This window comes from Methylocella tundrae (assembly GCF_038024855.1).
GTDB lineage: Bacteria > Pseudomonadota > Alphaproteobacteria > Rhizobiales > Beijerinckiaceae > Methylocapsa > Methylocapsa tundrae.
The window spans coordinates 1,785,403-1,810,997 of sequence record NZ_CP139089.1; the positions used below are offsets into that span (position 1 = coordinate 1,785,403).

Consider the following 25,595-nt stretch of genomic DNA (forward strand, 5'->3'; position numbering starts at 1 on the left):
TGGCCACGGGCTAACTTGAACAAATAGCCAAGGGCGCACGTTAGCTCTTTGTGGCGACATCGCCGGCGCAGCGGTATCCGGTCGGCCACCCGAGGAGGCATACATGGCGGTTTCAATCTTACGGCGAGTGCTATTTGTAGCGGCGGCCCTGTCGGGCCTCGCGTGGGGAGCGGTGGCGTCGGCGGCGCCGATGTCAATCAGCGTTCCGCTGACCGGCGCCGAGCAGGTCCCTCCAGTGCAGACCTCTGGCAAGGGGACCGCCCAGCTGACCTACGATCCCGACACGAGAGTCGTGACTTGGACGGTCGAGTTCAGCGAGCTCTCGGGTCCGGCCACGATGGCCCATTTTCACGGGCCGGCGATGGCTGGCAAGAACGCCCCGCCGACGATTTGGCTAACGAAAAAGGGTTCGATGGCTGACAGCCCAATCAAGGGCGAGGCGACGCTGATGCCCGAGCAGGCGCAGGAGTTCACCTCGGGTCAGTGGTACATCAACGTCCACACAGAAAAGAATCCCGATGGCGAAATTCGTGGTCAGGTGAGCCCGCCAAAGGGCTGAGTATTCGTGGGAGGCACGCCGATCGGAGGGTTGGGCTTTGTTTCAAAGCATTTTGCGCGCGCTCGTTCCTACTAACGAAGCAGTAGCGCGCCTTAACACGTCGACCATCCACTAGCAGCCTGTCGGACTTAACGTCACGCGGTCGTTTGCGCGAGAATGATCGCGTTGATTCATCTTCTGATGACGGGCGCTTTTCGATGCCCAATTTTCGCACGATAGACCGGCAGACCGGGTTTCTGCTGCCGCCTTCGGTGGACGAGTGGTTGCCGGAAAAGCATCTGGCGCGCTTTGTGGTGGAGGTGATCGACGGACTCGACCTTCGCGCCATGAGCGGGAGTTATCGCGGTTCTGGTTCGGCGTCGTATCATCCGCGCATGCTGCTTGGCATTCTAGTTTATGGCTATGCGACGGGAGTGTTTTCCAGTCGCAAGCTGGAGCGGGCGACGTATGATTCCCTGGCGTTCCGGTTCATCGCCGCCAATGATCATCCCGACCACGCCACGATTGCGGCGTTCCGGCGGCGGTTTCTGAAAGAGATCGAGGCGCTGTTCGTTCAGGTGCTGCTGCTGGCGCGCGAGATGGGCGTGCTGAAGATGGGCACGGTTGCGCTCGACGGCACGAAGATCCACGCCAACGCCAGCCGGCATAGCGCGCTGTCTTATGAGCAAGCGGGCAAGATCGCGGCGCAATTGAAGGCCGAAGTCGCTGATCTCATGGCCAAAGCCGAGGCGGCGGACGCGGCGGACATTCCCGATGGCATGTCGATTCCTGATGAACTGGCGCGACGCGAGGAGCGTTTGAGCAAGATCGCCGAAGCGCGCGCGAAGACCGAAGCGCGCGCCAAGGAACGCCATGCGCGCGAGCAGGCGGAGCATGAAGCCAAACTTGCGGCGCGCGCGGCTAAGACGGCAGCCAGGGGCAAGAAGCCCGGCGGCAAGGCGCCGCAACCGCCGACTAAAGGACCGTTGCCGCGCGATCAGATCAATCTCACCGACGAGGACTCACGCATCATGCCGGTGGCGGGAGGCGGCTTTGAGCAGTGCTACAATGCACAGGCCGCCGTAGCCGCAGGGAGCATGCTGGTGGTCGCGGTCGATGTGGTTCAGGCGCCAAACGACAAGCAGCAGCTCGAGCCGATGCTGGGCAAGATCGAGGCCTTGCCCGAAGACCTGGGCGAACCCGAAACGCTGCTGGCCGACACGGGTTATTTCAGCGGAGCGAATGTCGAGGCTTGCGAAAAGGCGGGCGTCGAACCACTGATTGCGATGGGCCGTCAACCGCATCATCCGCCGTTGCAAGAGCGCTTCGAGACGGCGCCCGAAAATCCGACGCCGGTCGAGGCCATGGCGCATCGGTTGAAGACGCCGGGAGGCCGGGATCGCTACGCCCTGCGCAAACAAAACTCCAGAGCCGGTGTTCGGCATCATAAAATCGGTGCTCGGATTCCGTCAATTTTCGATGCGCGGGCTCGAAAAAGTGCGCAGCGAGTGGAGCCTCGTGACCATGGCCTGGAACATAAAGCGCATATTCGCCGTCGCCCCTGATGCCCCGCAAATCGAGCCTGATCCGGAGGCGCCGCCGAAGCCGGAGTTCGTGATCGTTCGATCACGAGATCAAGATCGTCCGAGTCTTGGGGCCCTATTCTCGGCCCAAAGCCCGTGGCCCTTCGGCGGGTTGGTGCTCTTCGGCACACGCCAGGTTCGCTTGCCCAAATCCGGCTGGACTTCTTCGCAGCCCAGAGCATTGCTTGGCGTCAGACGCCGGGCGGCGGAGCCGCCCTTCTCCGCACCCCGCAGGCCCTCGGGCCATCGCGGGGTCGTGCTGGTGACAGCCGATGCTGTCGCAAGCACAGGAGAAGAACATGGCGAAGCTCACCGATACCCAGCTGATCGTGTTGTCGAAAGCGGCCCAACGCGTGGACGGGGCCGCATGCGTTCCCGACCGAGTGAACAAGGCCGCCGCCGCAAAGGTCGCGGCTAGCCTGTTGTTCCGCAAGCTAATGCGTGAGATCCGCGCCAAGCCAGGGATGCCGGTCTGGCGGATCGATAATGACGGGCGGCGCATCAGCCTGATCATCACGCGGGCAGGTCGCGAGGCGATCAGCGTCGCGGACGATGCTGGCGAGACGCAACCGCCAGTCGAGACGAGGAGCGCCAAGCCCGGCTTCGCGGTCGCAAACGCTGAAAGGCCGCCGACGGCCGGCTTGCCGCGATCCGGTTCGAAACAGGCGCTCCTTGTGGCCATGCTGACGAAGGACAAGGGCGCGACGCTCTCGGCTCTGGTCGAGGCGACGGGCTGGCTGCCGCACACGACCCGGGCCGCGATCACGGGCCTTCGCAAGCGGGGTTTTGCGATCGAACGAACCCGCCACGAAAAGCTCGGATCGCTGTACCGGATCGCCGGCGCTCAGGCGGCTTCAGTCGGGGCCTGAACCGATGGCGAAGTCAGCCATGAAACGACGGCCGGCGGGGACGCCAGCCGCCATCGATCTCGAAGCCGGCCTTGCCGGCATCGCGGCCTTGAATATCGAACAACTTGGGGACCTCTGGCGTCAGCAGCGGGGCCAGGAACCGCCGCCCGCCTTTTCCAAAGACCTGATCGCCCGTGCGCTGGCCTATTGGCTCCAGGAAGAGGTTCTGGGCGGTCTTGAGCCGCGTGTTCGCAAGCTTCTGAGCGCATCCTCCAGCGGGGCCCCGCCCCCCCGGCATGTGAAAGTGGGCTCGGTCATCGTCCGGGAATATCAGGGCGAGCTACGTGAGGTTCTGGTCGTCCCGGGCGGCTTCTGCTGGCGAGGACAGGTCTTTGCGAGTCTTTCGACCATCGCCCGCAAGATCATCGGAACCAGCTGGAACGGGCCCCGCTTCTTCGGCTTGCGCACCGGCGGCGAGGAGACGCCCGCTGCCGATGCGGCGGCTCCGGCGCAGGCGGCGGCCGCCAGGATGTCCGTCCCGCGATCGGGGTCGATCAGGGCGCGGCGCTCCGCCAAACCTCATGGAGGCGCCGCATGAAGCCTGTCGCTCCAAAGCCGCGGCGCTGCGCCATCTATACGCGCAAATCGACCGAGCATAATCTCGACCTCGCCTTCAACTCGCTCGACGCCCAGCGCGAGGCCTGCGAGGCCTATATCAAGAGTCAGGCGCATGAAGGCTGGCGGCTGATCTCCGACAAATTCGACGATGGCGGCCTCTCCGGCGCGTCGCTGGAGCGCCCCGCCCTGCAGGCGCTGCTGGAACAGATCCGATCCAAAAAGATCGACATCATCGTGGTCTATAAGGTCGACCGGCTGACAAGGTCACTCGCCGACTTCGCCAAGCTCGTCGAGCTTTTCGACGCCCATGACGTCTCGTTCGTTTCGGTGACCCAGTCCTTCAATACGACGTCGAGCATGGGCCGCCTCACCCTCAACGTCTTGCTCTCCTTCGCCCAGTTCGAACGGGAAGTGATCGGGGAACGGGTGCGCGACAAGATCGCTGCCTCCAAGCACAAGGGGATCTGGGTCGGCGGACCTGTGCCTCTCGGCTACCGCAGCATCGGCAAGAAGCTTGAGGTCGCGCCCGAGGATACCGCGCTGGTCCGCAAGATCTTCGCCGATTATCTGCGTCTCGGATCGATCGGCGAGTTGGCCGCCGCGCTCGAACAGGAAGGCGTCCGGCCAAGACCACGAGTCCTCGCAAACGGGACAGCCGTCGCGGCCGAGCGCTTCATGGTCGGCCCGTTGGCTCACCTTTTGAAGAACCGGTTTTACGTCGGCGAGGTCGTCTATAAGGGCGAGGTTCACAAGGGCGAGCACGAACCGATCCTCGATCGGGTGCTGTTCGAGGCGGTGCAGGAAAAACTCGCCGAGCGGGCCGTCGCGCGAAAGCTGAGCCGATCCCGCTCGCCTTCGATGCTCATGGGCCTGATCTTCGACGATCGCGGCAACCCGATGAGCCCGAGTCACGCCAACAAGAAGGGCGTCCGCTACCGGTATTACGTCTCGCACGCGCTGCTGCAGAACCGGAAAGCCAACTCCGGTTCTATCGCCCGCGTGCCTGCGCCCGAAGTCGAGGCGCTTGTCTGCAAGGCGATGAGGCAGAGGGAGCAATCGGATTCCAAGATCCCCGATCGCGAGTTCCTCCAGCGGCATGTCGAACGCGTCACCGTCCACCCGAAAGAGCTGCGGATCATGCTCCGCAGCGATGCAGATGGGGCTGGGGCTGGCGCGCCGACTTGCCTGTCGGTCCCGTTTGCCCCGAACCTTCCACGCCAGAAAGGGATCACCCATGCGCCCGCCGATCAGGGAACCATGAATTCTGAAACGCGAGACGCCCTTTTGCGGGCGATCGCGCGGGCGCGCGGCTGGCTGGACTCAATTCTTTCCGGCAACGCCATATCGTTCGACGCTATCGCGGCCGCCGAGAATCTCGCCGAGCGCCATGTCCGATTCCTGATGCCTCTCGCATTCTTGTCCCCGCACATTGTTGCTTCGATCGCCGATGGCGCAGGCCCGGCCGGCCTGACCGTATCCGGCCTTGCCCGCTCTCTGCCGCACAAGTGGACCGACCAGCAGCGAATGTTCGGGCTGGGCTAGGGCGACCAGTCGCCGGCGTTACTCCATCTTCCGCCGATTACCCGCAAGCATCGTTGCTGACAACCGATCGTCCCGGGAACGCGGTGCCAGGGCGCCTCCGCTCACCCGCCGGACGCCGGCCTAAGCCTGCGAGCGCGACTAATCGAACCGGTCTCGTCGCAATTCGAACCGGTCTCGGGTCGCCGCCGTCCGGAAATTCCGGAGATTGGAAATTGGCGCTCAGAGACTAGGACCAGAAATGGGCCCCCGAGACCGCCAATTCCGGTCTCTGCGCGTCTCTAATACGCCGCGCCTGCCGCCAAGCCTCTGAAATTACGGCACTACCTTCCGAGACGGCGCCCGTTCCGGAATCGCGGGAATGCGTGGCTGGGGCGGGAGGATTCGAACCTCCGCGTGGCGGAATCAAAATCCGCTGCCTTACCGCTTGGCGACGCCCCAAAATCCGCTCGGCAAGCCGCTGCGGCGGCTGGACCATAGTGCGAGGCGCCCCGCGCCGCAACCCGGTGGGAGCCGGGAATTCGGCCAAAAAAGGATGATTTTGAAATAACGTTCAGTCGGGCGCCGCCGAGCGGTCGCTCGCCGGGCGACCGGCGATCATCCAATAAATCAGCCCCGAAACCGCGCCGGTCAGGAAAAAGACGAATGCAAAGCGCAATTCCTCCGGCGTCGCGCCGATCGCCCGCGTCGTGCGGAACGCCGCGCGCGCGACCCAGGGCGTGGCGGCGGCGATGACCCCGGTCGCGCCCACATACCAGATGGAGGATCGCACACGCGCGCTTTCACCGATCAGCACGGTTATGATGAGGGGGGCGACGCAAACCGCAATGGCCGCGGTCCAGACGAAACGCGCCAGTTCAGCGCCGGCGAAAGCTGAAGATCCCTCAAGACCCGATGGGGCCAGATACAGAAACACGAACTGTGCGAAGGCGGCGCCCGCCTCTCGCGCGGCCGGGTCGAGCACGGCTAGGACCGGCAGCAGGATCAGCCCGGCTGCGATGGCGACCAACAGGCCAAGACTCACCACAAGCGCCCGGCGAATCCCATTCATCGCGGCTTTCCCGTGCGTTCGCGCCGCCGCGCCGGACCGGCCGCCGGGTCTGCGGCGCGGCGGAGATTATTCGCGCTCGATGCGAATAAACTGGGGTTTTGCCGCCAAAAATCCATCATCGACCACCGCGTCGAGCGCCTCACTAATAATTTTCTCATGCGTCGCATAGGTGATGAGAATGACCGGAACCGCCCCTGGCGTCTCATCGCCCGCGCCCGGGCGGCGGCGCTGCACGATGCTTTCGAGCGAAATGTCCCGCTCCGCGAAACGCGTCGCGATGGCCGCCGCCGCGCCCGGTCGATCGAATACGGACAGCCGCACATAATAGCCGCCGCGATGCAATTGCATCGGCGCGTTCTCGGCTTCGCTCAGCGTCGCGACCGGCAGGCCGAACGGCGGCGAGCGAACGCCGCGGGCAATGTCGGCGATGTCGGCGACGATCGCAGAGGCCGTCGCCTCGCCGCCCGCCCCAGGTCCGACGAGCGTCAGTTCATGCACGGCGTCGGCGTCGATCGTCACCGCATTGGTGACCCCCATGACTTGTGCGATCGCCGAGGATTTCGGCACCATCGTAGGATGCACCCTTTGCTCGATGCCGTCGGGCGTGCGCCGCGCGACGCCGAGGAGCTTGACGCGGTAGCCAAGCTCGGACGCCGCCTCAAGATCAGCGAGGCTGATCGATTCGATGCCTTCGATCGCGATGGCGCTGGCGTCGATGACCGTGCCGAAAGCCAGCGAGGTCAAAATGGCGAGCTTATGCGCGGTGTCGAAGCCGCCGATGTCGAAGGTCGGGTCAGCTTCGGCGTAGCCGAGCTTTTGCGCCTCGCTGAGACATTGCTCGAAGCTCAAGCCCTCTGTCTCCATGCGGCTCAGGATGTAATTGCACGTGCCGTTCAGGATGCCATAGACTCTCTCGATCGAATTGCCCGCAAGCCCTTCGCGCAGAGTTTTCACGATCGGGATGCCGCCGGCGACCGACGCCTCAAAGGAGAGCGCGACGGCTTTTTCCTCGGCGAGCCGGGCCAGCCGCATGCCGTGCTTGGCGAGCAGCGCCTTATTCGCCGTGACGCAGGATTTGCCGGCGCCGAGCGCCGCCTCGACGCAGGCGAGAGCCACGCCGTCGGCGCCGCCGATGAGTTCGACGAAAAGGTCGATCTCGCCGTACTTTGCGAGATCGACGGGATCATCGAACCATTTGAAGCGGGAAAGATCGACGCCGCGCTGTTTCGCCGCATCTCGCGCGGAAACCGCGACAACGAGGATCTTGCGCCCTGTGCGTCGCGTCAAAACCTCGGCCTGCCGTTCGAGAAGCCGGAGCACGGCGGCGCCGACGGTGCCAAGACCAGCGAGTCCAATGCGTAAAGGAGGCAACATGAAGAAGAAAGCCTGGAAAAAGGTTGGAGAGCCTTATCGCCGCGCGGAGCTTTGAAGACGCCGTCTTCAACATGCGCTCCTTAGAGCGCGCTTCGACAATGATCGCCCGCGGCTGAGGCTCGAGTGCTCAAGGAATGAGGGTGAATCCGGACCTGTTCGACCTTGCGCTCCAACGGCTCCGGACGGAAGCGGACCTTGCCTTGTTTCGTTGCGCCAATCAAGCCGCAGCTGCTGACACGGACCCCGAATTGACGCTGAGAATACGCCTTGGGCCGCCGAACCCGGTTCGCCCCGCGCGGCCCTATCACTTTACTCTTCAAATTGGCCGAACGGCGCTCGATTTGGCTGCGGGGGGCAAAGCGGAATGGCGCGCCGGCCTTGCTTCGCCGCGACAAACGCCTAAATTGACGACAGATCGGCGGCGCGAGAGTCTGCCGGATGGACAGGAAAATGACTTTCGTCGACGCTGTGGAAATCGCGGGCCGCAAGGCGGGCCATATCAAATTGCACGGCGAGGAGGCCTTCGCCGCCATGCGGAAGGCTGGACGGCTCACGGCCGAAGCGCTGGATCTTTTGACCGAGCATGTGCAGCCGGGCGTCACGACCGAGTTCCTCGATTCGCTGATCTTTGATTTTGCGATGTCGCATGGGGCCTATCCCGCGCCGCTCGATTATCGCGGCTATCGCAAATCGATCTGCACTTCGATCAATCATGTCGTCTGCCATGGCATGCCGGACCGCAAGCCGTTGAAGGAAGGGGATATCGTCAATATTGACGTGACCCTCATCGTCGACGGCTGGCACGGCGATTCAAGCCGCATGTATCTCATTGGCGACGTGCCGCGACGGGCTCAGCGCCTCATCGAGGTCACCTATGAATCACTGATGCGCGGCATAGCGGTGGCGCGCCCCGGCGCCACAACAGGCGATATCGGCGCCGCCATCCAGGATTACGCGGAAGGAGAGCGCTGTTCCGTCGTACGCGATTTCTGCGGCCACGGACTCGGCCGGCTCTTCCACGACGAGCCCAATATTCTGCACTATGGCCGTCGCGGCGAAGGCGTGATGCTGCGGCCTGGCATGTTCTTCACCATCGAGCCGATGATAAATCTCGGCCGTCCGCAGGTCAAAATTCTTTCAGACGGCTGGACGGCCGTGACGCGCGACCGCTCGCTGTCGGCGCAATTCGAACATTCGATCGGCGTCACCGAGACCGGCTGCGAGATCTTTACGCTGTCGCCAAAGGGGCTCCATCATCCGCCCTACGACCTCGGGTCGGCGGACGCTGCGTGACCCGGTCGGAGGCGAGGCGCGAAGACGCGCCTCCAGCAAGCGCGGAAACGCCGCATTATCATGGCCACAGGGAGCGGCTGCGTGATCGCTTCCGCAAGGCCGGCGCGGAGGGGCTCGCAGACTATGAATTGCTGGAGCTGATCCTGTTTCGCGCGATGCCCCGGCGCGACGTCAAGCCGCTCGCCAAGGCGCTGATCGCCCGGTTTGGCTCCTTCGCAGAGACTGTCTCGGCGCGGCCCGAGCGCCTTGCCGAGATTGAAGGCCTCGGCGAAGCGGCCATCGTGGAAATCAAGATCATCGAGGCGGCGGCCCGATGCCTCGCCAAATCATCGATTCAGAAACGGTCGTCTATGTCGAGCTTTGGCGCCGTCATCGACTACTGCCGCACCGCCATGGCCTTCCTTGACCGGGAGGAATTCCGCATCCTCTTCCTTGACAAGAAAAATTTCCTTATCGCCGACGAGGTGCAAGGCGTCGGCACGATCGATCAGGCGCCGGTCTACCCGCGCGAGATCATGCGGCGCGCGCTCGAGCTTGGCGCGTCGGCCCTGATCCTGGTCCATAATCATCCCTCTGGCGATCCCGAACCCTCGACCGAAGATATCTACATGACCCATCAGATCATCGCCATCGCCAAGCCGCTCAACATCGCCGTGCACGACCATTTGATCATCGGCAAGCACGGCCACGCGAGCCTCAAGTCGATGCGCCTCATCTGAAAAGCATCGTCAGTTCAATCTAAACTCTCCATCGATCGTCCTGATTTCCGCCGGCTTGATCAGTTTCGAGTGGCCGACGCGGACGCTATGCAGCGGACCTTCGAGCTTTTGCGTCCAGAAATTGAGGAATTTCAGCAAGGTCGGAAAGTTCGGCGCAATATCATAGTCCTGCCAGATATAGCTTTGTAATAAGCGTGGATGGTCTGGCAAGCGGTAGAGTATTTCGGCCGTAGCGAGGCCGTAGCCGGCCAGTTGCTTGAGGAAGTCTTCGGAAACTCTGATTTCGACGTGTTCGGCTTTAATCATTGCGGAACCTCCGAGCCAGCAACGCCGAAAAGCAAATTGCGTTGCGCGGTTTCGACAGTCTTAGCGCCCCTGCGCGCGCCTCCATTCAACGCCCGTCATCTTAATGTTACGTTTGCGTCCAAATTTTGCCGAGCAAAGCTTGTGCCACGCTTGAATCTCGCCGGAACGAGGTTCTGGCCCCGGTGCGATCGCTATTGCCGGACTGACGCAGGTTGCTAGTCTGGCGCGATAATGCGAATCAGGCGGCGCCCATATGCGAAAAACGCCGGCTGGGGAGAGAAAAAAGCATGTCCGAGATCACAGTTGCGGGCGAGATATTCAATGTTCGCCTTGAGGGCGACGAGACCAAAGAGGTCTTGGCCCTAGCCCATCATCTCGGCGGCAGTCTCGAGCTTTGGGAGCCCTTGATGCCGGCTCTGCTCGAGCATTTCCGGGTGCTGCGCTATGATTCGCGCGGACATGGCGCAAGCGTCGCCAACGAAGGACCCTACTCGGTCGCAAAACTGGCTCAGGACGCGATCGGCATTCTCGATGCCCTCCGCATCGAAAAAGCGCATTGGCTCGGCCTTTCCATGGGCGCCATCGTCGGGCAGGCCGTGCTGCTTCAGGCGCCGGACAGGATCGGCCGCGCCGTGCTCGCCAATACGGCGGCGCAGATCGGCGCGCCGGAGATCTGGAACGCCCGCATCCTGGCCGCGCGGAGCCTTGGCATGGACCATCTGGCGCAAAGCACCGCCGAGCGGTGGTTCACGGAAGATTTCCGCGCGGCCGAGCCCGACCTGGTGAGATTCGTCATCGATATTTTCCGCGCCACTCCCGCCGTGGGCTATGCGGCCGCCTGTGCTGCGCTGCGCGACGTCGACCAGCGCGAAACGGTCAGATCGATTCGCAACAAAGTGCTTGTGCTCGTCGGGCGGCATGACCCCTCGGCTCCGGCCTCCCTCGGCGCCTTCGTCGCAAGCGTCATCGAAGGCGCCAAGCTCGTGACTTTGGAATCCTCGCATATTTCGGCCATTGAGGATCAGGAGGGCTTTATGGAGGCCGCTGTCGATTTCCTGACGGCGGTTGACAGTCCCCTGCGCAAGGCCGCCCCGCCGCGAAAGATAGCGAGGCGCACGCCGGCCCGGCAGGGTCTCGCGAGCCGCGCCCCAGCGAAGAAGGCCGTGGCCAAGAAAGCCCCCCCAAAAAAGGCCGCGACGAAGAAGGCTGCGCCAAAGAAAGCCGCTGCGAAAAAGACTGCTGTGAAGAAAGCGCCTGCAAAAAAGGCGGCGGTGAAAAAGAGCGCGGTGAAAAAAGCGCCGGTCAAGAAATCGGCGGTCAAGAAAGCCGCCCCGAAGAAGGTTCCGGTGAACAAGGCCGCTGCCAAGAAGGTTGTTGCGAAGAAAGCTGTTGCGAAGAAAGTTGCTGCCAAGAAAGGCGCCGTGAAGAAGGCGCCGGTCAGGACGGCGCCGGCCAAAAGCGCGCCAAGCAAAAGCGCGCCAAGCAAAAGCGTCGCAAAAAAAGGGCGCGTTGCCGCGGCCAAGGCCGGTCAGAAAAAGGCCGTTCAGAAAAAGGCCGCGCTCAAAAAGCCGCGGCGTGGCCGATGAACGAAACCCAAAAAGTCAAAGCGTTCTGTAGCGGCGATGAGCATAGACAAGGCTCTCGCCTTCAGGGCCATAGACGACCGCCTCGACAAGACCGATCATGATCAGATGCGTGCCGACTTCCTTTGCCTCGACGAGCCGGCAGTCGAAAGACGCCGCCGCTTCGCGCAGCGCGGGCGAGCCGGTCGCGAGCTTCGTCCAGTCGGCGCCCGCGAAACGTTCCTCAAGGCGCTGATCGGTGCGGCCCGCGAAAATATCGGCGAGGACCTGATGCGCCGGGGTGAGCGCGTTGATGCAGAAGACCCCGTTCTCCACGATGCGGTCGACGGACGCGGACGCTTTGTTGATGCAAAAAAGCATCATCGCGGGATCAAGCGTGATCGACGTCACGGAGGTGACAGTGATGCCGCCAAGGCCGGCTGGGCCGTTCGTCGTGACGATATGAACCGCAGCGGCGATGCGGCTCATCGCGTTGCGAAAATGGATCGAATCAGGGCCGAAGCCAAGGGGGGCGGCAAGGTCGGCGCCGCCAACAGTCAATTCGGCCATATTCGTGCTGAAGCTCCTGCTTCCCGTTTCATCCGCCCGAACGGCCGGAGCCAAGCGACCGCCTTTCATAGCAAAAACAAACCGATCAACAAAGGCTGCCGACCCGCGCCGGAGCGTTCGAAACGGCGCCGCAATTGCACGCTGGACCGGGACCAAAGCAATGTCCGCCACGAGGAAAATGCCCCGGCGTCGCATCGGCGCATGCCCTGAACTCCGGAGGAGCCGCAAAAATTCGCTTGTTTTTCCATTTTAGCGCATTTTCTCTACGCGGGCGCCGATCCGCTTCTCTCGAAAACCGCCTCACCCCACCAAAGGAGCCGCGAGGACGCCCATGGAGATCTTCCTGCAGCAGTTGATCAACGGCGTGACGCTGGGGTCGATTTATGGCCTGATCGCCATCGGCTACACCATGGTGTTCGGCATCATCGGCATGGTCAATTTCGCGCACGGCGACGTGTTCATGCTCTCCGCCTTCATCGCGCTCATCGTATTTCTCGCCCTGACGCAGATGCTCGGCGTCACATCGTTGGCTTTCGCCTTCGTCATTGTCCTCATTGCCGGAATGGTCCTGACATCTCTGTGGAGCTACATGATCGAGCGCATCGCCTATCGGCGCCTGCGCGGCTCATTCCGCCTCGCGCCGCTTATTTCGGCGATCGGCATGTCGATCTTTCTCTCAAATCTCGTTTATGTGCTGCAAGGGCCGCGCAACAAGGCCCTGCCGCCTTTGTTCCACGACGTCATCACGCTGACCAGGGGCGGCGGCTACGCCGTCACGCTGTCGCTGAAGCAGATCCTTATAGTCGGCGTTACCGCCGCCCTTCTCGCGGGTTTCTGGTTCCTCGTGCAGAAGACATCCTTCGGGCGCGCCCAGCGGGCCTGCGAACAGGATAGCCGCATGGCGGCGCTCCTTGGCATCGACGTCGATCGGACGATTTCGCTGACCTTCGTCATCGGCGCGGCGCTCGCCGCGGTCGCTGGCGTTTTTTATATCGTTTACTACGGCGTCATCAATTCGGGCGACGGTTTCGTGCCAGGCGTCAAGGCCTTCACGGCCGCCGTTCTCGGCGGCGTCGGCTCGCTGCCCGGAGCGGTCCTTGGCGGCCTTCTCATCGGCCTGATCGAAACGTTCTGGGCGGCCTATTTTTCCAGCGACTACAAGGATGTCGCGGCTTTTTCGATTCTTGCGGTCACGTTGATTTTCATGCCCTCCGGCCTGTTCGGCCGACCCGATGTCGAGAAGGTATAGGCGCAAGATGGCAGGGTCCGACGCGCCGGCTCGCTCCGATTCCCCGCCCGTGCGCGCTGCCCTGATCGGGGCGGCAAAAGCCGGCGTCCTGATGTTCGGCGTCGCCTTTCCGATCCTCGCCTATCGCACCGATCTGAACTTCTCCAACGAGCTCTACCTGCAAAGCCGCTGGCCCGCCGTCGCCGTGGCGGTCGCTGCGGCCTTTATCCTCAGATTTTTGGTCCTCCTCGCGCCCCGGCGCCCGCAAAGGGCCGCCAAGCCAAATAACGGAGCGGCGCGCTACGGCGCTCTTCTCGTACTGGCGCGCTTCGCGTCGAGCGCTGGCGTTGCCGCTTTGGTCGCCTTCCCGATCGCGACGCTCGCCATTTCGGGCCCGGCCGGAGCGCAAAAATGGATCGACAATTTCGGCATCCAGATCCTGCTCTACGTCCTTCTCGGCTGGGGCCTTAACATTGTCGTCGGCCTCGCCGGCCTGCTCGACCTCGGCTATGTCGCTTTCTACGCGGTCGGCGCCTATACTTATGCCCTGCTATCGACGACATGGGGCTGGTCGTTCTGGGTCTGTCTGCCTATCGCGGGCTTTTTCGCCGCTCTATGGGGCATTGCGCTCGGTCTGCCTGTGCTGCGTCTGCGCGGCGATTATCTCGCCATCGTGACGCTTGCTTTCGGCGAGATCATTCGCATCGTGCTGACCAACTGGACCGCGCTGACCAATGGCGACGCCGGCATCAGTTCGATTCCCCGCATCACGTTTTTCGGCTGGCCTTTCGTTCCAGGCCCGCACGGATTCGCGGCTTTGTTCGGGCTGAAATTCGCACCGGTGCATCGGGTGATCTTTCTTTTCTACCTCGTTCTCGCCATGGCGCTTCTGGTCAATTTCCTGAGCCTGCGCCTCAGGCGCCTGCCGATCGGACGCGCCTTCGAGGCGCTGCGCGAGGATGAGATTGCCTGCCGCTCGCTCGGCATCGACACTGTGGCGACGAAACTCACGGCCTTCGCCCTCGGCGCCTTGATCGCCGGCATGGCCGGAGCCCTGTTTGCGGCGCGCCAGAATTTCGTGTCGCCGACAAGCTTCACCTTCATGGAATCGGCGACCATTCTCGCGCTGGTCGTTCTCGGCGGCGGCGGCTCGCAACTCGGGGTCGCGCTCGCCGCCGTGGGGATCATCGGCGGCTCGGAGCTTTTGCGCGAACTCGACGGATTGAAGGTTATTTTCGGCGACGGCTTCGATCCCACTCAATATCGCATGCTGATCGTCGGCGTCGCCATGGTCGCGATGATGAACTGGAAGCCGCGTGGCCTCATCGCCCTGCGAAAACCGTCGATCTTCCTCTCAAAGCCAAAGCCCGTCGGCGTACTGGCGCAAGAGGGCCACGGCTGATGCGCTGGATTTCCGCGCCCCTGCTCGCGGTCGAACAGCTGACGATGCGCTTTGGCGGCCTGTGCGCCGTGGAGGGGCTGGATTTCACCGTTGGGCGCGGCGACATCACCGCTCTCATCGGGCCGAACGGCGCCGGCAAGACCACTGTCTTCAATTGCATCACCGGCTTTTACCGCAGTTGCGGCGGCCGCATGGCCCTCGCGCGCACCGGCTGCGCCGCGGCGCAGGATGTGCACAGCCTGACGGAAACGGGACGCCGCCACGCCAAAATGGCTTCCGGCGAAATTTTCCTTCTGGAGCGCATGGCCGATTTCGAGATCGCAAAGCACGCCGGCATCGCGCGGACATTCCAGAACATCCGCCTCTTCGCCGGCATGACGCTGCTCGAAAATCTCATTGTCGCGCAGCATAATCAGCTCATCGGAGCGGCCTTCGGCTTCTCCGGCCTGCTCGGCTTTGGGGCCTCCGCCGCGCGTGAAAAAGCCGCAATCGAATCCGCGCGCTATTGGCTCGACAGGATCGGCCTTCTGGACCGCGCCGACGATGCGGCCGGCTCCCTGCCCTATGGCGCGCAGCGCCGGCTCGAGATCGCACGAGCCATGTCGACGGCGCCGGTGCTGCTCTGCCTCGACGAGCCCGCCGCCGGGTTGAACCCGCGTGAATCGCACGAGCTCAACGCGCTTCTCTTAAGCCTTCGCGACGAACATCGAACCTCGATCCTTCTCATTGAGCATGACATGTCCGTCGTCATGGAGATTTCGGATCATATCGTCGTTCTCGATTATGGCGTGAAGATCGCCGACGGGCTCCCGGCCGAGATTCGTCAGGACCCGAAAGTGATCAAGGCCTACCTCGGCGTCGAGCACGAGGACGAAGTCGCGGCGGCGGTCAGGGCATGAGCGGCGCAGGATCTGGCCCCTTGTTGTCGATGCGGGGCGTAAAAACCTACTACGGCAACATCATCGCCCTCAAAGGCGTCGATCTCGACATTCATGAAGGCGAGATCGTAACGATGATCGGCGCCAATGGCGCCGGCAAGACGACGCTCATGATGACCATCTTCGGCAATCCCCGCGCGCGCGAGGGAGCGATCCATTTCGCCGGGCGTGACATCACCGCCATGCAAACGCATGACATAGCGCGCCTTGGCCTTGCGCAATCGCCCGAGGGACGGCGGATTTTTCCGCGCATGAGCGTCTATGAAAATCTGCAAATCGGCGCGCAGCTCAGCGGCGATCGCCATTTCGCCGCGGACCTCGAACGGGTCTTCGTGATTTTTCCGCGTCTCAAAGAACGCGCAAACCAGCGTGGCGGCACGTTGTCGGGCGGTGAACAGCAGATGCTGGCGATCGCGCGCGCCTTGATGAGCCGGCCGCGCCTTCTGATGCTGGACGAGCCCTCGCTCGGCCTCGCCCCGCTCATCGTCAAGCAGATCTTCGAAGTCATCAAGGATTTGAACCGGACCGAAGGCCTCACCGTTTTTCTCGTCGAGCAAAACGCCTTTCATGCCTTGACGCTCGCCCATCGCGGCCACGTCATGGTCAATGGAGCGATCACTTTGTCCGGCAAGGGCCGCGAATTATTGGCGCGTCCTGAAATTCGCGCCGCTTATCTTGAGGGTGGACATTGACGCCCTTATTCGCCTTCGATAACCGCTCCGTCCTGATCTTTCTCGGCCTCAGCGTCATCCTCAGTGGCGCGGCCTCCTACAGCGCCGGGCGCGCGCTCGCGCTGCGCTGGCGTCCGATCTGGCATGGCGCCGTCGCCGCGCTGCTCATCGCCGCCGCCGCGCGCTTTCTCCATTATGCCCTGTTCGGCGAGCCGCTCGTGTCGCTCGCCCGATACGGCCTCGATTTCGCCGCGGCGTTCGGATTCGTTCTCAGCGGATTCAAGCTGACGCGGCGGAGCCAGATGAAACAGCAATATGGTCCGATCTTCGCGCGCGAGGACGCGCCGCGAGGATCGCCAGCAAGCACAGGGAAGCCTTCATGAACCGATTGACGCAGCTGGCTATGAAGCGCCGTCAGAACGTCCTTGCGACGCTCGCGCTAAGCATCCTCGTCGCGATCGGCCCCTGCGGCGCGGCGCGGGCGGACGTCAAAATGGCCGTGGGGGCGCCGATCACGGGCCCGGACGCGACATTCGGCGCGCAATTGAAAATGGGCGCCGAGCAGGCGGTCGCCGAGATTAACGCGGCGGGCGGCATTCTCGGCCAGAAAGTCAGCATCGAAACCGGCGACGACGCGGCCGATCCCAAGCAGGGCGTCTCCGTCGCCAATAAATTCGTCGGCGATCAGGTCGCCTTCGTCATCGGCCATTTCAATTCGGGCGTCACCATGCCGGCTTCCGACGTCTATGCCGAGAACGGGATTTTGGAGATCACGCCCGGTTCGACCAATCCGAAAATCACAGACCGGGGCATCGAGACGCTCTTTCGGACCTGCGGCCGCGACGATCAACAGGCAGCGGTCGCAGCGAAATTCCTGGCCGGTCTCGGACCGAAGAAGATCGCCATTCTTCACGACAAGACGACCTATGGCAAAGGCCTCGCGGACGAAACCAAGAAGAGCCTCAACGCGCTCGGCGTCACGGAAGTGCTCTATGAGGGCGTCAACAAAGGGGAAAAGGATTATTCGGCGATCGTCTCGAAGCTCAAGGAATCGGGCGCCGACATCGTCTATTGGGGCGGCGTCCATACAGAAGGCGGCCTTCTGTTGCGCCAGATGCGCGACCAGGGCGTCAACGCCGTGATGATGAGCGGCGATGGCATTGCATCCGACGAATTCGCCGCCATCGCAGGACCCGGCGTCGAGGGAACGTTCATGACCTTCCCGCCCGATCCTCGCGACCGGCCGGAAGCCGCGAGGGTGGTCGAAGAATTCAAAGCGAAAAACTTCAACCCGGAGACCTATACGCTCTATTCCTACGCCGCCGTCGAGGTTCTGAAGCAGGCGGCGGAAGCGGCGAAATCGCTGGATCCTTTAGAAGTCGCCAAGACCATTCATTCCGGCATGACGTTCAAGACCGTCATAGGCGACATCAAATTCGACAAGAAAGGCGATGTGACGCGCGCCGATTATGTCGTGTTCGTATGGAAGAAAGGTCCGGACGGACGCATCAGCTATTACCAGCTCAAACAGTGAGGATGCGCCGCGTTTCGTCGAGGCCGTCACCCGATTGTCGCAAGGCCCGGAAACGTCTGCAACAGCCAGAAGGAAACATCCTGAACCGAGCCGGTGAGGAAGGCGACGCCGGTCAGAACGAGCAGGACGCCGACGGTTCGCTCAAGCACGCCGAAGTAGCGCTTGAACCTCTTTATCCCGCGAATGAACGGCTCGATCGCCAGCGCCGCCAGAAAGAATGGAATGCCGAGGCCCAGGGAATAGGCGGCAAGGAGCGTCGCTCCCTTGCCGGCTGTCTCCTCCGAAGCGGCGACGGCGAGGATCGCGGCGAGAATTGGACCGATGCACGGCGTCCAGCCCAATGCAAAGGCGAGCCCCATGACATAGGCGCCCCAGCTCCCGACCGGCCTTTGCACCTCGACCCGCGCCTCGCGATAGAGAACAGCGAAGCGGAACACGCCTATGAAATGCAGGCCCATCAGAATGATGGCGCCGCCGGCGAGCACCGACAGCAACCTCAGATGCTCGCGCAAGACCTGCCCGACGACGGAAGCGGTGGCGCCAAGCCCGACGAAGACCGTCGAAAAGCCGCAGACGAAGAGCGCGGCGGCGATCAATATGTCCCGTCTCGCCCGGCCCTCCCGCTGCGTCGCCACCTCCTCGATGGTCGTCCCTGCGATAAAGGTCAGATAGGGCGGAACCAGAGGCAGGACGCAGGGACTGAGAAAGGACAAAAGCCCGGCGAGCGCGGCGGCGGGAAGGGTGACATCATGCGACATAAGCGCTTTTAGCGGGTTCGAGGAATGGGCGGAAGCGGCAAGCCGCTGATCAAAGGACAACAGTTGACGATTTTCGTAAACTTCGTGTGATAGGCTCAATACCTGCCGGAGCGCGATCTGAGGCCCCGCGGATCAAAACAGCGTGCATAAAATGCGTGCGATTCGACGTCGGCAAAAAATGCTCTAAAACGTCAGCCATCGCAAAGCCATAGGCAGGCCCGCCGTTTGCTTGGGCGGGCTTTGGAATTGGAAAGGATCGCCGCGATCTCCATGCGCTTTCCCGTTATTGCCCACTCGTTGCGCTTTGAGCCCGCATCGCTCGCAGGCGGCGCCGAGTTCGGCGCAAAAAACCGGCACGGTCCGGGCCGAACGCCGCGATGACGGTATTTTTCGCCTTTTTCTGCAACATTCTGTTCAATTTCGCAGTCGGCCTGCTCGTCGCCAAATTTCTTGGACCCGAGGAATATGGCCGCTTCGCCCTCGCCCATGCGACCGCGATCGCGGTGCAGACCGCCTTCTTCGACTGGATCCGGCTCGGCGCCACCCGCTTCTATTCGGAGCGCATCCGCAGCGAAGATCCGGCCTTGCGCGCGACACTCGATTTCGGCTTCGCCATCATCGCCGTCGCGCTCACGGCGGGCGCCTGTTTTCTTCTTTTGTCCGGCGTGACGTTTACGCTATCCGACAGCCTGATCCTTCTGGCGCTGGGCGTCGCCATCACCAACGGCCTGTTCGATTATTACACGGCCCTCGTTCGCGCCCGCTTCCATGACCGGCTGTTCGCGCGGCTCGTCCTCGTCAAGAATATCCTGACCTTCGCGCTCATGGGCGGTGGGGCATTCTGGTTCGGCTCCGCAAAAATGACGCTGATCGGCGGGATCATCAGCCTCGGCGGATCGGTCGTCACCGCCCGCGCCGCGCTCCTCGACCCGTCCTCCGACGTCCGGCTCGCGCGATTGCCGATCGCGGAGGAGCTGATGCGCTACAGCCTGCCGATCGTCGCCGCCAATCTGCTCTATCTGTCGATTCCTCTTGCCAACCGGTCGATCGTCGCCGTGCTTTATGGCTTCTCCGAAACCGGCCAGTTTTCGCTGGCCTATGATTTCGGATCCAAGGCCATTCAGGCGATCGGCTCGGCGCTCGATATCGTGCTGTTCCAGATCGCCGTGGCGACGCATGAGCTGCGCGGACCGAAGCAGGCGAGGCGTCAGATCGGGCGCAACATGACGATCGTCTTCGCCATGGTGCTGCCGGCCTGCACGGGGATCTGGCTGACGCTGCCGTCGATCGAATTGCTCATCGTGCCGGAACAGTTTCGCGGCCATTTCGGCCTGTTGCTGCCGCTGATGATGACCGGGCTTTTCTGCATGGCGATCATTCAATATGCGATCGCCCCGATCTTCCAGATCGAGAAGAGGACCGGCCCCTTGATCGTCGCCGCGGTCGTTGCCTGCCTCGTTGATCCGCTGCTCATCATCGCCCTTCCGCGCGACGCCGATGCCTCAAGCCTCGCGATTGCGCAGGCGGGAGCCCTCCTCGCGTCCCTCGTCACGCTTATTGGATTTGCAAGCGCCGCCAAGCCGAAATGGCCGCGCATGCGGGACATTGGCGCGATCATTCTCGGCAACGCGGTCATGGCGGCGGCGCTGCTGCCGATGCGCGATCGCGATCCGGGCGTTGCGACGCTCATCGTTCAGATCACCCTCGGCGTCGCCGTCTACGCCTTGATTGTGATGAGCGCGGATATCGCCGGGCTGCGCGCCATCACGCTCGCGCGGCTGCGCCTCTCTTTCGCGCGCACCAAAACGCTCTCGTGAGCCGATCCTTCAAGGTCAGCGCTTTTGCATGAGAAGCGTCGCCCAGCCGTCGATATCGAGGCGGCGGGCGAGCACCATTTTCTGCGCGCGATAGGCGGCGAGAACGCCGGGGACGTCGCGAGCGATGAGGCCTGAAAGAACAATGTCGGAGCCCATTTGCGTCAGCTGCGCAATGTCCGGCGCGAGCTCGCGCAGGGGCCGCGCGAGGATATTGGCGAAGACGAGATCGTAAGGCGCGGCTTTGCGCAAAGCGTTGTGCGCCGCGCCGCGCGCCTGCACCGGATCGATGAAGGCGCCGACGCCGTTGCGCCTCGCGTTGCTGGCCGCGGCCGCAACGGAAACCGGATCGATATCTCCCGAATGAATGGGCCGCTTGAACAGTTTGGCGGCCGCTATGGCGAGCACGCCTGTGCCTGTGCCGATGTCGAGAATGGAGCGCGGCCGGCGCCGTCGCGCGATGCGGTCCAGCATCAAAAGGCAGCCCCGCGTCGTCCCGTGGTGCCCCGTGCCGAAGGCGAGCGCCGCCTCGACTTCAATGGCGATGTCATTGTCGCGCACATCGGCGCGGCTGTGCGCGCCATGCACGACGAACCGGCCGGCGCGCACGGGCTTCAACCCCTCGAGCGACGAGGCGACCCAATCGCGCGTCTCGACGCGGCCAAAGCTTAGGCGCTCTGCGGTCTCTTCGCCCGCCACCGCGGCGATGAGCGCCCGGATGTTCGCCTCGTCCGGAGGCAGGCCGAAATAGGCTTCGACAATCCAGGCGCCGCTCTTCCAGTCATTTGTCGTCGGCGCTTCTTCAAACGCGGAGACCGCGACGTCGGCCGGATCGAACGTCTCGATAATGACGTCCGAGACCTGGCGCGCCATCGGCTCGTCGCAGGAGAGGCGCATGACGTGAGCGGCGTTATTGGGAGGCAAACCTTCAAGCATGGCCGCGCCTAGCACGCTGCGCCGGAAACGGCAATTGGTCTCCGCGCGTGGAGGAGACGGGACAAAGGACGGCGCAAGGCTCGACCTGATGCGAAAATGCGCTAACATCGCAGCCGCGCGTTTTCATTTTCTTTATGTTTGCCCTTGTCCTTGCCGACGCTTTCGCATTTGCCCCGCCGCCATTTGCCCCGTGTGAAACTCCTCTCACCAAGCTGGTTCATGCCGATCACCGCTCCCCATGTCACACGATGCCCGGCGTCCGCTTTTGGCGCGGCGTTGGCGTTTGGCGTCGCGCTCGTGTTGCCGGCGCTGGCGGATGAGCCGGGCGTCTCGCCCCTGCCAAAACCCGAGCTGACGCTGCAAAACTTCGGCCGCCTTAACCCCGATTGCCTCGAATGGACCAACGGTTGCGCCGTCTGCCGCCGTCTGGAGCCTCGGCAAGCGCGGGCAAATCACCCCTGGTCGCGCCGCGGACTTGTCAAAATAACGTGTTCGACCCCCGGCATCGCTTGCCAGCCGCGCGAGCTTGTCTGCGAGGCGAAACGGAGCCGCTAGCCAGTCACGCTCTGGCTTGCCGCCAATTTCTTAGACATGATACTGAAACGCGGCGCGAATACGAAAATGAAGCCTGCGGTTTCGCCGCGCCTACTCAATGTCGCTTTCCGGGAGAAAGTAAATGACCAAGACGAAGCTGCCAATATTCATGGCCGCATTGACCATTCTTTCGGGCTCCCTTCCCGCAAGAGCCGAGGAGCCGGATGTCGCGACGCAGATTGTCGACGTGATGAACAAAGTCTTCGGCGTCCATCCTGGCTTTCGCGCCAATCACGCCAAAGGAGTCGTCGTCGAAGGCAGCTTCACCGCGACGCCCGAAGCAGCCGGACTGAGCCGCGCGGCGATCTTTACCGGCGCCAAGATCCCGGTCACCGTACGATTCTCCGATTCGACGGGCGTTCCAAACATCGCAGACGGCAGTCCGCAAGCGAACCCGCATGGCATCGCGATCAAATATCACCTGCCCGACGGCAGCGAAACGGATATGGTCACGAACTCGCTGCACTTCTTCCCCGTCGCGACGGGCGAGCAATTTCGCGATCTTTTGACGGCTATTTCGCAAAGCCCGAAAGACGCCGCGCATCCAACGGCGCTCGACAAATTCAAGGAGAGCCATCCGACAGTTGCGGCCGCTTTGGCGACTGTGCATACGCCGGACAGTTTCGCGGATGAGGAATATTTCGGCGTCAACGCATTTATCTTCGTGAACAAGGCCGGCACGAAACAGGCCGTGCGCTATCAGATCACGCCGGAAAAGCTCGTCTATCTCGATCCCAAGGCAGCCGCCGACAAGAAGCCTGATTTTCTCATCGACGAGTTGCCAAGCCGCCTGAAGGCCGGCCCCGTCACTTTTCATCTGAAGGCGCAGCTGGCGGCGCCGGACGATCAGACGAAGGACGGCTCGAAACCCTGGCCCGCCGACCGAAAGGTCGTGGACCTTGGCGTGTTGACGATTGACAAGGCGGTCCCCGACAGTCTCGAGGCGCAAAAGAAACTGCTGTTCCTTCCCGGCGCGCTGACCGATGGCATCGAGCAGTCAGACGATCCGCTCGTCGATACCCGCGACGGCGCCTATGCGGTCTCTTTTTCGCGCCGCAACCCCTGACGGGCGAAAGGGACGCCGCCGGGCGATCGAGGCAAGGTCTGAAGGCTCGCGACGCCGCTCTTATCCTGTAGGCCGAGGGCCGTTACGCTCAGCCGCAAGCAGATCGCCTCGATCGAACCAAAGGATTAAGCGCGTGAAACTGGTGATTTTCGACATAGACGGCACTTTGGTCGACAGTCAGGATTACATCATCGAGGCGCAGCGGCGGGCATTTTCGGCCCATAAGATCGCGCCGCCGAGCCGCGCGGCGTCGCTTTCCATCGTCGGGCTTTCGCTGAGTGAAGCCTTTACGGTTCTCGCCGGGGCGGAAGCCCCGGTCGAGAGCCTCTCGGAAGCCTATCGCGAGGCCTGGACGGAGATCAGAGCCGATCCCTCCTATGACGAACCGCTTTTTCCCGGCGCCCAGGAGATCATCGCGACGCTCGCCGGCATGGATGACGTCGCGCTCGGGATCGCTACGGGAAAGGCGCGGCGAGGCGTCGCGCATCTGCTGGAGCGCGCTGGCTGGCGCGACTGGTTCGACACTGTGCAGACCGCCGACGATCACCCCTCGAAGCCAGCGCCGGACATGATCCTCGCGGCCATGACGGAGACCGGCCTGGAGCCTTCCGCAACCTATATGATCGGCGACGCCAGCTTTGATATGAAGATGGCCGCGGCCGCCGGCGTTCACCCGATCGGCGTCGGCTGGGGCTATCACAGCCGGGCCGAGCTCGAGGATGCGGGCGCTGAACGGATCGTTGCGGATTTTGCTGAATTGCTGCATTTCATCGCAGATGAACCAGGACGATAAGCCGAACAAAACCATCCGCGACGATCTCGCCCCCACGCCGGGCGAAATCATCCCGATCGATCCCGTCGCGATGGCGCGGCGCGATTTGCGCAAGACCTTGCCGAAGCGCTTCTATAAAGAAGCGACGGCGGAAGCGCGGGACGGCGCCTTCGCGCTGTTGCTCGATGGACGCCCGGCCAAAACGCCTGCCCGGAACGCCCTCGCCCTGCCGACGCTTGCCGCCGCGCAGGAGCTGGCGGCGGAATGGGCGCGGCAGGAGGAGTTTATCGATCCGGGCTCCATGCCGCTGACGAGGATCGCGAATTCCGCAATCGACGGCGTTGCGCGCGAGATGGCGGCGACGGCGGCGAATGTCGCGAAATATGGCGCCTCCGATCTCATCTGCTATCGCGCGGGAGAGACTGAGGATCTTGCCCGGGCGCAGGCAGCCAGCTGGGACAAGGTGCTGGATTTCGCGCGAGATAACCTCGGCGCGCGGCTGATCTGCGCGGAAGGGATCAATTTCGCCGAACAGCCGGAGCCGGCGCGGCGCGCAATTCTCGAAGCCGTCGAGAAAATTGCCGGGGATGAGGCGTCCGGCCCGTTTGCACTCGCGGCGCTGCATGTGATGACGACGCTGACGGGATCGGCCCTGCTGGCTTTGGCGGTGGCGCATGGCGCCTTGACGCCGGAAGAAGCCTGGACAGCGGCGCATGTCGATGAGGATTTCCAGATGAAGGTCTGGGGCGTCGACGAACAGGCGATGGCGCGGCGGGAGCGGCGCTGGGCGGAAATGGAGGCCGCGGCGCGGCTGCTCGAGACCGTGCGCCGAACATAGGCAAGATCGCATTTAGTCCAGCGGCCCGCGCCATCGCGCCGGCTCAAGCGCGAGGCTCCACAGCCGTGACAGCAATGCGTAGCCAATGGAGCTTTTGGGTCGCCCTCGCGGCGGCCTATCTGCTCGCCGCCCAGAGTTTCCTCGGCGCGCAGGCTTTGGCTTCCGGGAGGATCGGGCCGGGCGCGATCATTTGCAGCGCACAGGCGCAAGACGCGCCAAAAGGCCCGCGCAATCCCCTCAATCACGGAGCGCCGCCGCATTGCTGCCTCGCAGGGTGTTGCATGTTCGGCCAAGGCGGCGCCCTGACGCCAGCCTCCCCCAGCCTCATAGCGCGCCAGCCGATCGAGGTCACAGCGTCAGGCGGTGCGGGTGAGGAGAGCTTCGTCCCGCCACAAAGGCGAAATCCGCATTCTCCCCGCGCGCCGCCGCCAAAGGGTTCGAGATTTGTCTGATTCCCAGCCGGTTCATTCCGGGACCCCGCGCCAATCCGGCGCAGCCATTTTGTGTGGAGACAATCCAATGTCCATCCTCAACCGTCGTGCTTTCGCCGGTGCCCTCGCCATGTCCGCTGTGCTGGTTTTCGGCGAAAGCGCCTTCGCCAAAGACTTCAAGTTCGGCGACCTTGAAATCATCCAGCCCTGGTCGCGCGCGACGCCCTCCAGCGCGAAAGCTGCGGGCGGCTGGCTCGTCATCAAGAATGGGGGCGAGACCCCTGACCGGCTCGTTTCCGCCACCGCCGAAATCGCGGATCGCGCTGCGGTTCACGAAATGACGATGAGCGGCGGCGTCATGAGCATGCGCGCTTTGAAAGACGGCCTCGCCATTCCGGCCAGGAGCGAGGTCGTTCTGAAGCCCGGCTCCTATCATCTGATGTTCGAGGATCTGAAGCGTCCCCTGAAACAGGGCGAGAGCTTTTCTGGAACCTTGACCTTCGAGAAGGCGGGAACAGTCAGCGTGACCTATTCCGTCGAGGGGATGGGGGCGACCGCGCCCGGCCATGAGGGTCAATCCCACGGCGACATGCATTGAGCGTGATCGCCGGG

Annotated in this window: 26 protein-coding genes, 1 tRNA gene and 1 pseudogene; 21 read left to right on the forward strand and 7 right to left on the reverse strand. The window is 63.0% G+C overall.

Translation table 11 applies throughout. From position 1 onward, the window contains the following. Nucleotides 1-103 precede the first annotated feature (103 nt). The 5 genes and pseudogenes from SIN04_RS10635 (at nt 104) to SIN04_RS10655 (ending at nt 5,129) form a co-directional block, all read left to right on the forward strand. The gene (locus tag SIN04_RS10635) at nt 104-559 is read left to right on the forward strand and encodes a CHRD domain-containing protein (RefSeq protein ID WP_134488992.1); all 456 of its coding nucleotides are present in this window, start codon (nt 104-106) and stop codon (nt 557-559) included. A 197-nt stretch (nt 560-756) separates the two neighbouring features. Next, a pseudogene (locus SIN04_RS10640) lies at nt 757-2,101 on the forward strand (IS1182 family transposase); the annotation flags it as partial. Nucleotides 2,102-2,420: 319 nt separating this feature from the next. Further along, on the forward strand, nt 2,421-2,990 hold the full coding sequence (locus tag SIN04_RS10645; RefSeq protein WP_244605771.1) for a DUF3489 domain-containing protein: 570 nt from the start codon (nt 2,421-2,423) through the stop codon (nt 2,988-2,990). Nucleotides 2,991-3,009: 19 nt separating this feature from the next. Continuing rightward, on the forward strand, nt 3,010-3,567 hold the full coding sequence (locus tag SIN04_RS10650) for a DUF2924 domain-containing protein (RefSeq protein ID WP_166795911.1): 558 nt from the start codon (nt 3,010-3,012) through the stop codon (nt 3,565-3,567). Then, a complete protein-coding gene (locus SIN04_RS10655) occupies nt 3,564-5,129 on the forward strand; it encodes a recombinase family protein (RefSeq protein ID WP_134488998.1) in 1,566 nt (521 codons plus the stop codon). The genes SIN04_RS10650 and SIN04_RS10655 overlap by 4 nt, the downstream gene beginning before the upstream one ends. 363 nt (nt 5,130-5,492) lie before the next feature. Here SIN04_RS10655 and SIN04_RS10660 read toward each other — a convergent pair. The 3 genes from SIN04_RS10660 to SIN04_RS10670 all read right to left on the reverse strand — a co-directional run bounded on the left by SIN04_RS10660 (nt 5,493) and on the right by SIN04_RS10670 (nt 7,551). Next, nucleotides 5,493-5,567: transfer RNA gene (locus SIN04_RS10660), tRNA-Gln, on the reverse strand. A gap of 112 nt (nt 5,568-5,679) precedes the next feature. Further along, nucleotides 5,680-6,177 (reverse strand): hypothetical protein, encoded by a 498-nt coding sequence (locus SIN04_RS10665; protein ID WP_134489000.1) that lies wholly within the window; start codon nt 6,175-6,177, stop codon nt 5,680-5,682. A gap of 66 nt (nt 6,178-6,243) precedes the next feature. Beyond that, nucleotides 6,244-7,551, reverse strand: a complete 1,308-nt coding sequence (locus tag SIN04_RS10670) for a homoserine dehydrogenase (protein WP_134489002.1) — start codon at nt 7,549-7,551, stop codon at nt 6,244-6,246. 450 nt (nt 7,552-8,001) lie between these two features. On the opposite strand from SIN04_RS10670, the gene map reads away from it, so the two are divergent. Together map and radC are read left to right on the forward strand one after the other, a co-directional pair. Further along, nucleotides 8,002-8,844 (forward strand): type I methionyl aminopeptidase, encoded by an 843-nt coding sequence (gene map / locus SIN04_RS10675; RefSeq protein WP_134489004.1) that lies wholly within the window; start codon nt 8,002-8,004, stop codon nt 8,842-8,844. Further along, nucleotides 8,841-9,563, forward strand: a complete 723-nt coding sequence (gene radC / locus SIN04_RS10680; RefSeq protein ID WP_134489006.1) for a RadC family protein — start codon at nt 8,841-8,843, stop codon at nt 9,561-9,563. The genes map and radC overlap by 4 nt, the downstream gene beginning before the upstream one ends. Before the next feature lie 9 nt (nt 9,564-9,572). On the opposite strand, the gene SIN04_RS10685 is transcribed toward radC, so the two are convergent. Continuing rightward, entirely contained in the window at nt 9,573-9,869 is a 297-nt protein-coding gene (locus SIN04_RS10685; RefSeq protein WP_134489008.1) for an usg protein, read from the reverse strand. Nucleotides 9,870-10,156: 287 nt separating this feature from the next. Between SIN04_RS10685 and SIN04_RS10690 the strand changes: the two genes are divergently transcribed. Further along, on the forward strand, nt 10,157-11,455 hold the full coding sequence (locus SIN04_RS10690) for an alpha/beta fold hydrolase (protein WP_134489010.1): 1,299 nt from the start codon (nt 10,157-10,159) through the stop codon (nt 11,453-11,455). Between the two features lie 15 nt (nt 11,456-11,470). Here the strand turns inward: SIN04_RS10690 and SIN04_RS10695 are convergent, their stop codons facing one another. Next, nucleotides 11,471-12,001 carry a flavin reductase family protein gene (locus SIN04_RS10695; RefSeq protein WP_134489012.1) on the reverse strand — a complete coding sequence of 177 codons (531 nt, stop codon included), beginning with the start codon at nt 11,999-12,001 and terminating at the stop codon, nt 11,471-11,473. 331 nt (nt 12,002-12,332) lie between these two features. On the opposite strand from SIN04_RS10695, the gene SIN04_RS10700 reads away from it, so the two are divergent. From SIN04_RS10700 to SIN04_RS10725, 6 genes are read left to right on the forward strand one after another with little or no spacing between them, the layout of a single operon-like run. Further along, a complete protein-coding gene (locus SIN04_RS10700; protein ID WP_134489014.1) occupies nt 12,333-13,250 on the forward strand; it encodes a branched-chain amino acid ABC transporter permease in 918 nt (305 codons plus the stop codon). A 7-nt stretch (nt 13,251-13,257) separates the two neighbouring features. Beyond that, nucleotides 13,258-14,631: a high-affinity branched-chain amino acid ABC transporter permease LivM gene (gene livM / locus SIN04_RS10705; RefSeq protein WP_134489016.1), complete on the forward strand. Its 1,374-nt coding sequence runs from the start codon at nt 13,258-13,260 to the stop codon at nt 14,629-14,631. Beyond that, nucleotides 14,631-15,530 (forward strand): ABC transporter ATP-binding protein, encoded by a 900-nt coding sequence (locus tag SIN04_RS10710; RefSeq protein ID WP_134489018.1) that lies wholly within the window; start codon nt 14,631-14,633, stop codon nt 15,528-15,530. Before livM ends, SIN04_RS10710 begins: the two co-directional genes overlap by 1 nt. After that, nucleotides 15,527-16,261, forward strand: a complete 735-nt coding sequence (locus SIN04_RS10715; protein ID WP_134489020.1) for an ABC transporter ATP-binding protein — start codon at nt 15,527-15,529, stop codon at nt 16,259-16,261. The genes SIN04_RS10710 and SIN04_RS10715 overlap by 4 nt, the downstream gene beginning before the upstream one ends. Continuing rightward, nucleotides 16,258-16,623, forward strand: coding sequence for a DUF6867 family protein (locus SIN04_RS10720; RefSeq protein WP_134489022.1), 366 nt, complete (start codon nt 16,258-16,260; stop codon nt 16,621-16,623). Before SIN04_RS10715 ends, SIN04_RS10720 begins: the two co-directional genes overlap by 4 nt. Then, nucleotides 16,620-17,774, forward strand: a complete 1,155-nt coding sequence (locus SIN04_RS10725; RefSeq protein WP_244605772.1) for a branched-chain amino acid ABC transporter substrate-binding protein — start codon at nt 16,620-16,622, stop codon at nt 17,772-17,774. The genes SIN04_RS10720 and SIN04_RS10725 overlap by 4 nt, the downstream gene beginning before the upstream one ends. 26 nt (nt 17,775-17,800) lie before the next feature. Here the strand turns inward: SIN04_RS10725 and SIN04_RS10730 are convergent, their stop codons facing one another. Next, nucleotides 17,801-18,532, reverse strand: coding sequence for a cytochrome c biogenesis CcdA family protein (locus SIN04_RS10730; RefSeq protein WP_134489024.1), 732 nt, complete (start codon nt 18,530-18,532; stop codon nt 17,801-17,803). A gap of 377 nt (nt 18,533-18,909) precedes the next feature. Here SIN04_RS10730 and SIN04_RS10735 point away from each other — a divergent pair, with 377 nt between their 5' ends. Further along, entirely contained in the window at nt 18,910-20,349 is a 1,440-nt protein-coding gene (locus SIN04_RS10735) for a lipopolysaccharide biosynthesis protein (RefSeq protein ID WP_134489026.1), read from the forward strand. 15 nt (nt 20,350-20,364) lie between these two features. Here SIN04_RS10735 and SIN04_RS10740 read toward each other — a convergent pair whose 3' ends face one another. Continuing rightward, nucleotides 20,365-21,282 carry a 50S ribosomal protein L11 methyltransferase gene (locus SIN04_RS10740; protein ID WP_134489028.1) on the reverse strand — a complete coding sequence of 306 codons (918 nt, stop codon included), beginning with the start codon at nt 21,280-21,282 and terminating at the stop codon, nt 20,365-20,367. A gap of 219 nt (nt 21,283-21,501) precedes the next feature. Between SIN04_RS10740 and SIN04_RS10745 the strand changes: the two genes are divergently transcribed. The 6 genes from SIN04_RS10745 to SIN04_RS10770 all read left to right on the forward strand — a co-directional run bounded on the left by SIN04_RS10745 (nt 21,502) and on the right by SIN04_RS10770 (nt 25,581). Further along, a complete protein-coding gene (locus tag SIN04_RS10745) occupies nt 21,502-21,837 on the forward strand; it encodes a hypothetical protein (protein ID WP_134489030.1) in 336 nt (111 codons plus the stop codon). A 121-nt stretch (nt 21,838-21,958) separates the two neighbouring features. Then, nucleotides 21,959-22,942 carry a catalase family peroxidase gene (locus SIN04_RS10750; RefSeq protein WP_197731966.1) on the forward strand — a complete coding sequence of 328 codons (984 nt, stop codon included), beginning with the start codon at nt 21,959-21,961 and terminating at the stop codon, nt 22,940-22,942. 133 nt (nt 22,943-23,075) lie between these two features. After that, a complete protein-coding gene (locus SIN04_RS10755; RefSeq protein WP_244605773.1) occupies nt 23,076-23,735 on the forward strand; it encodes an HAD-IA family hydrolase in 660 nt (219 codons plus the stop codon). Then, nucleotides 23,719-24,552 (forward strand): ATP12 family chaperone protein, encoded by an 834-nt coding sequence (locus SIN04_RS10760; RefSeq protein ID WP_341264434.1) that lies wholly within the window; start codon nt 23,719-23,721, stop codon nt 24,550-24,552. The genes SIN04_RS10755 and SIN04_RS10760 overlap by 17 nt, the downstream gene beginning before the upstream one ends. Before the next feature lie 65 nt (nt 24,553-24,617). Next, entirely contained in the window at nt 24,618-25,004 is a 387-nt protein-coding gene (locus SIN04_RS10765; RefSeq protein ID WP_134489034.1) for a DUF2946 family protein, read from the forward strand. Between the two features lie 67 nt (nt 25,005-25,071). Next, nucleotides 25,072-25,581, forward strand: coding sequence for a copper chaperone PCu(A)C (locus SIN04_RS10770; RefSeq protein WP_134489036.1), 510 nt, complete (start codon nt 25,072-25,074; stop codon nt 25,579-25,581). Nucleotides 25,582-25,595: the final 14 nt, after the last annotated feature.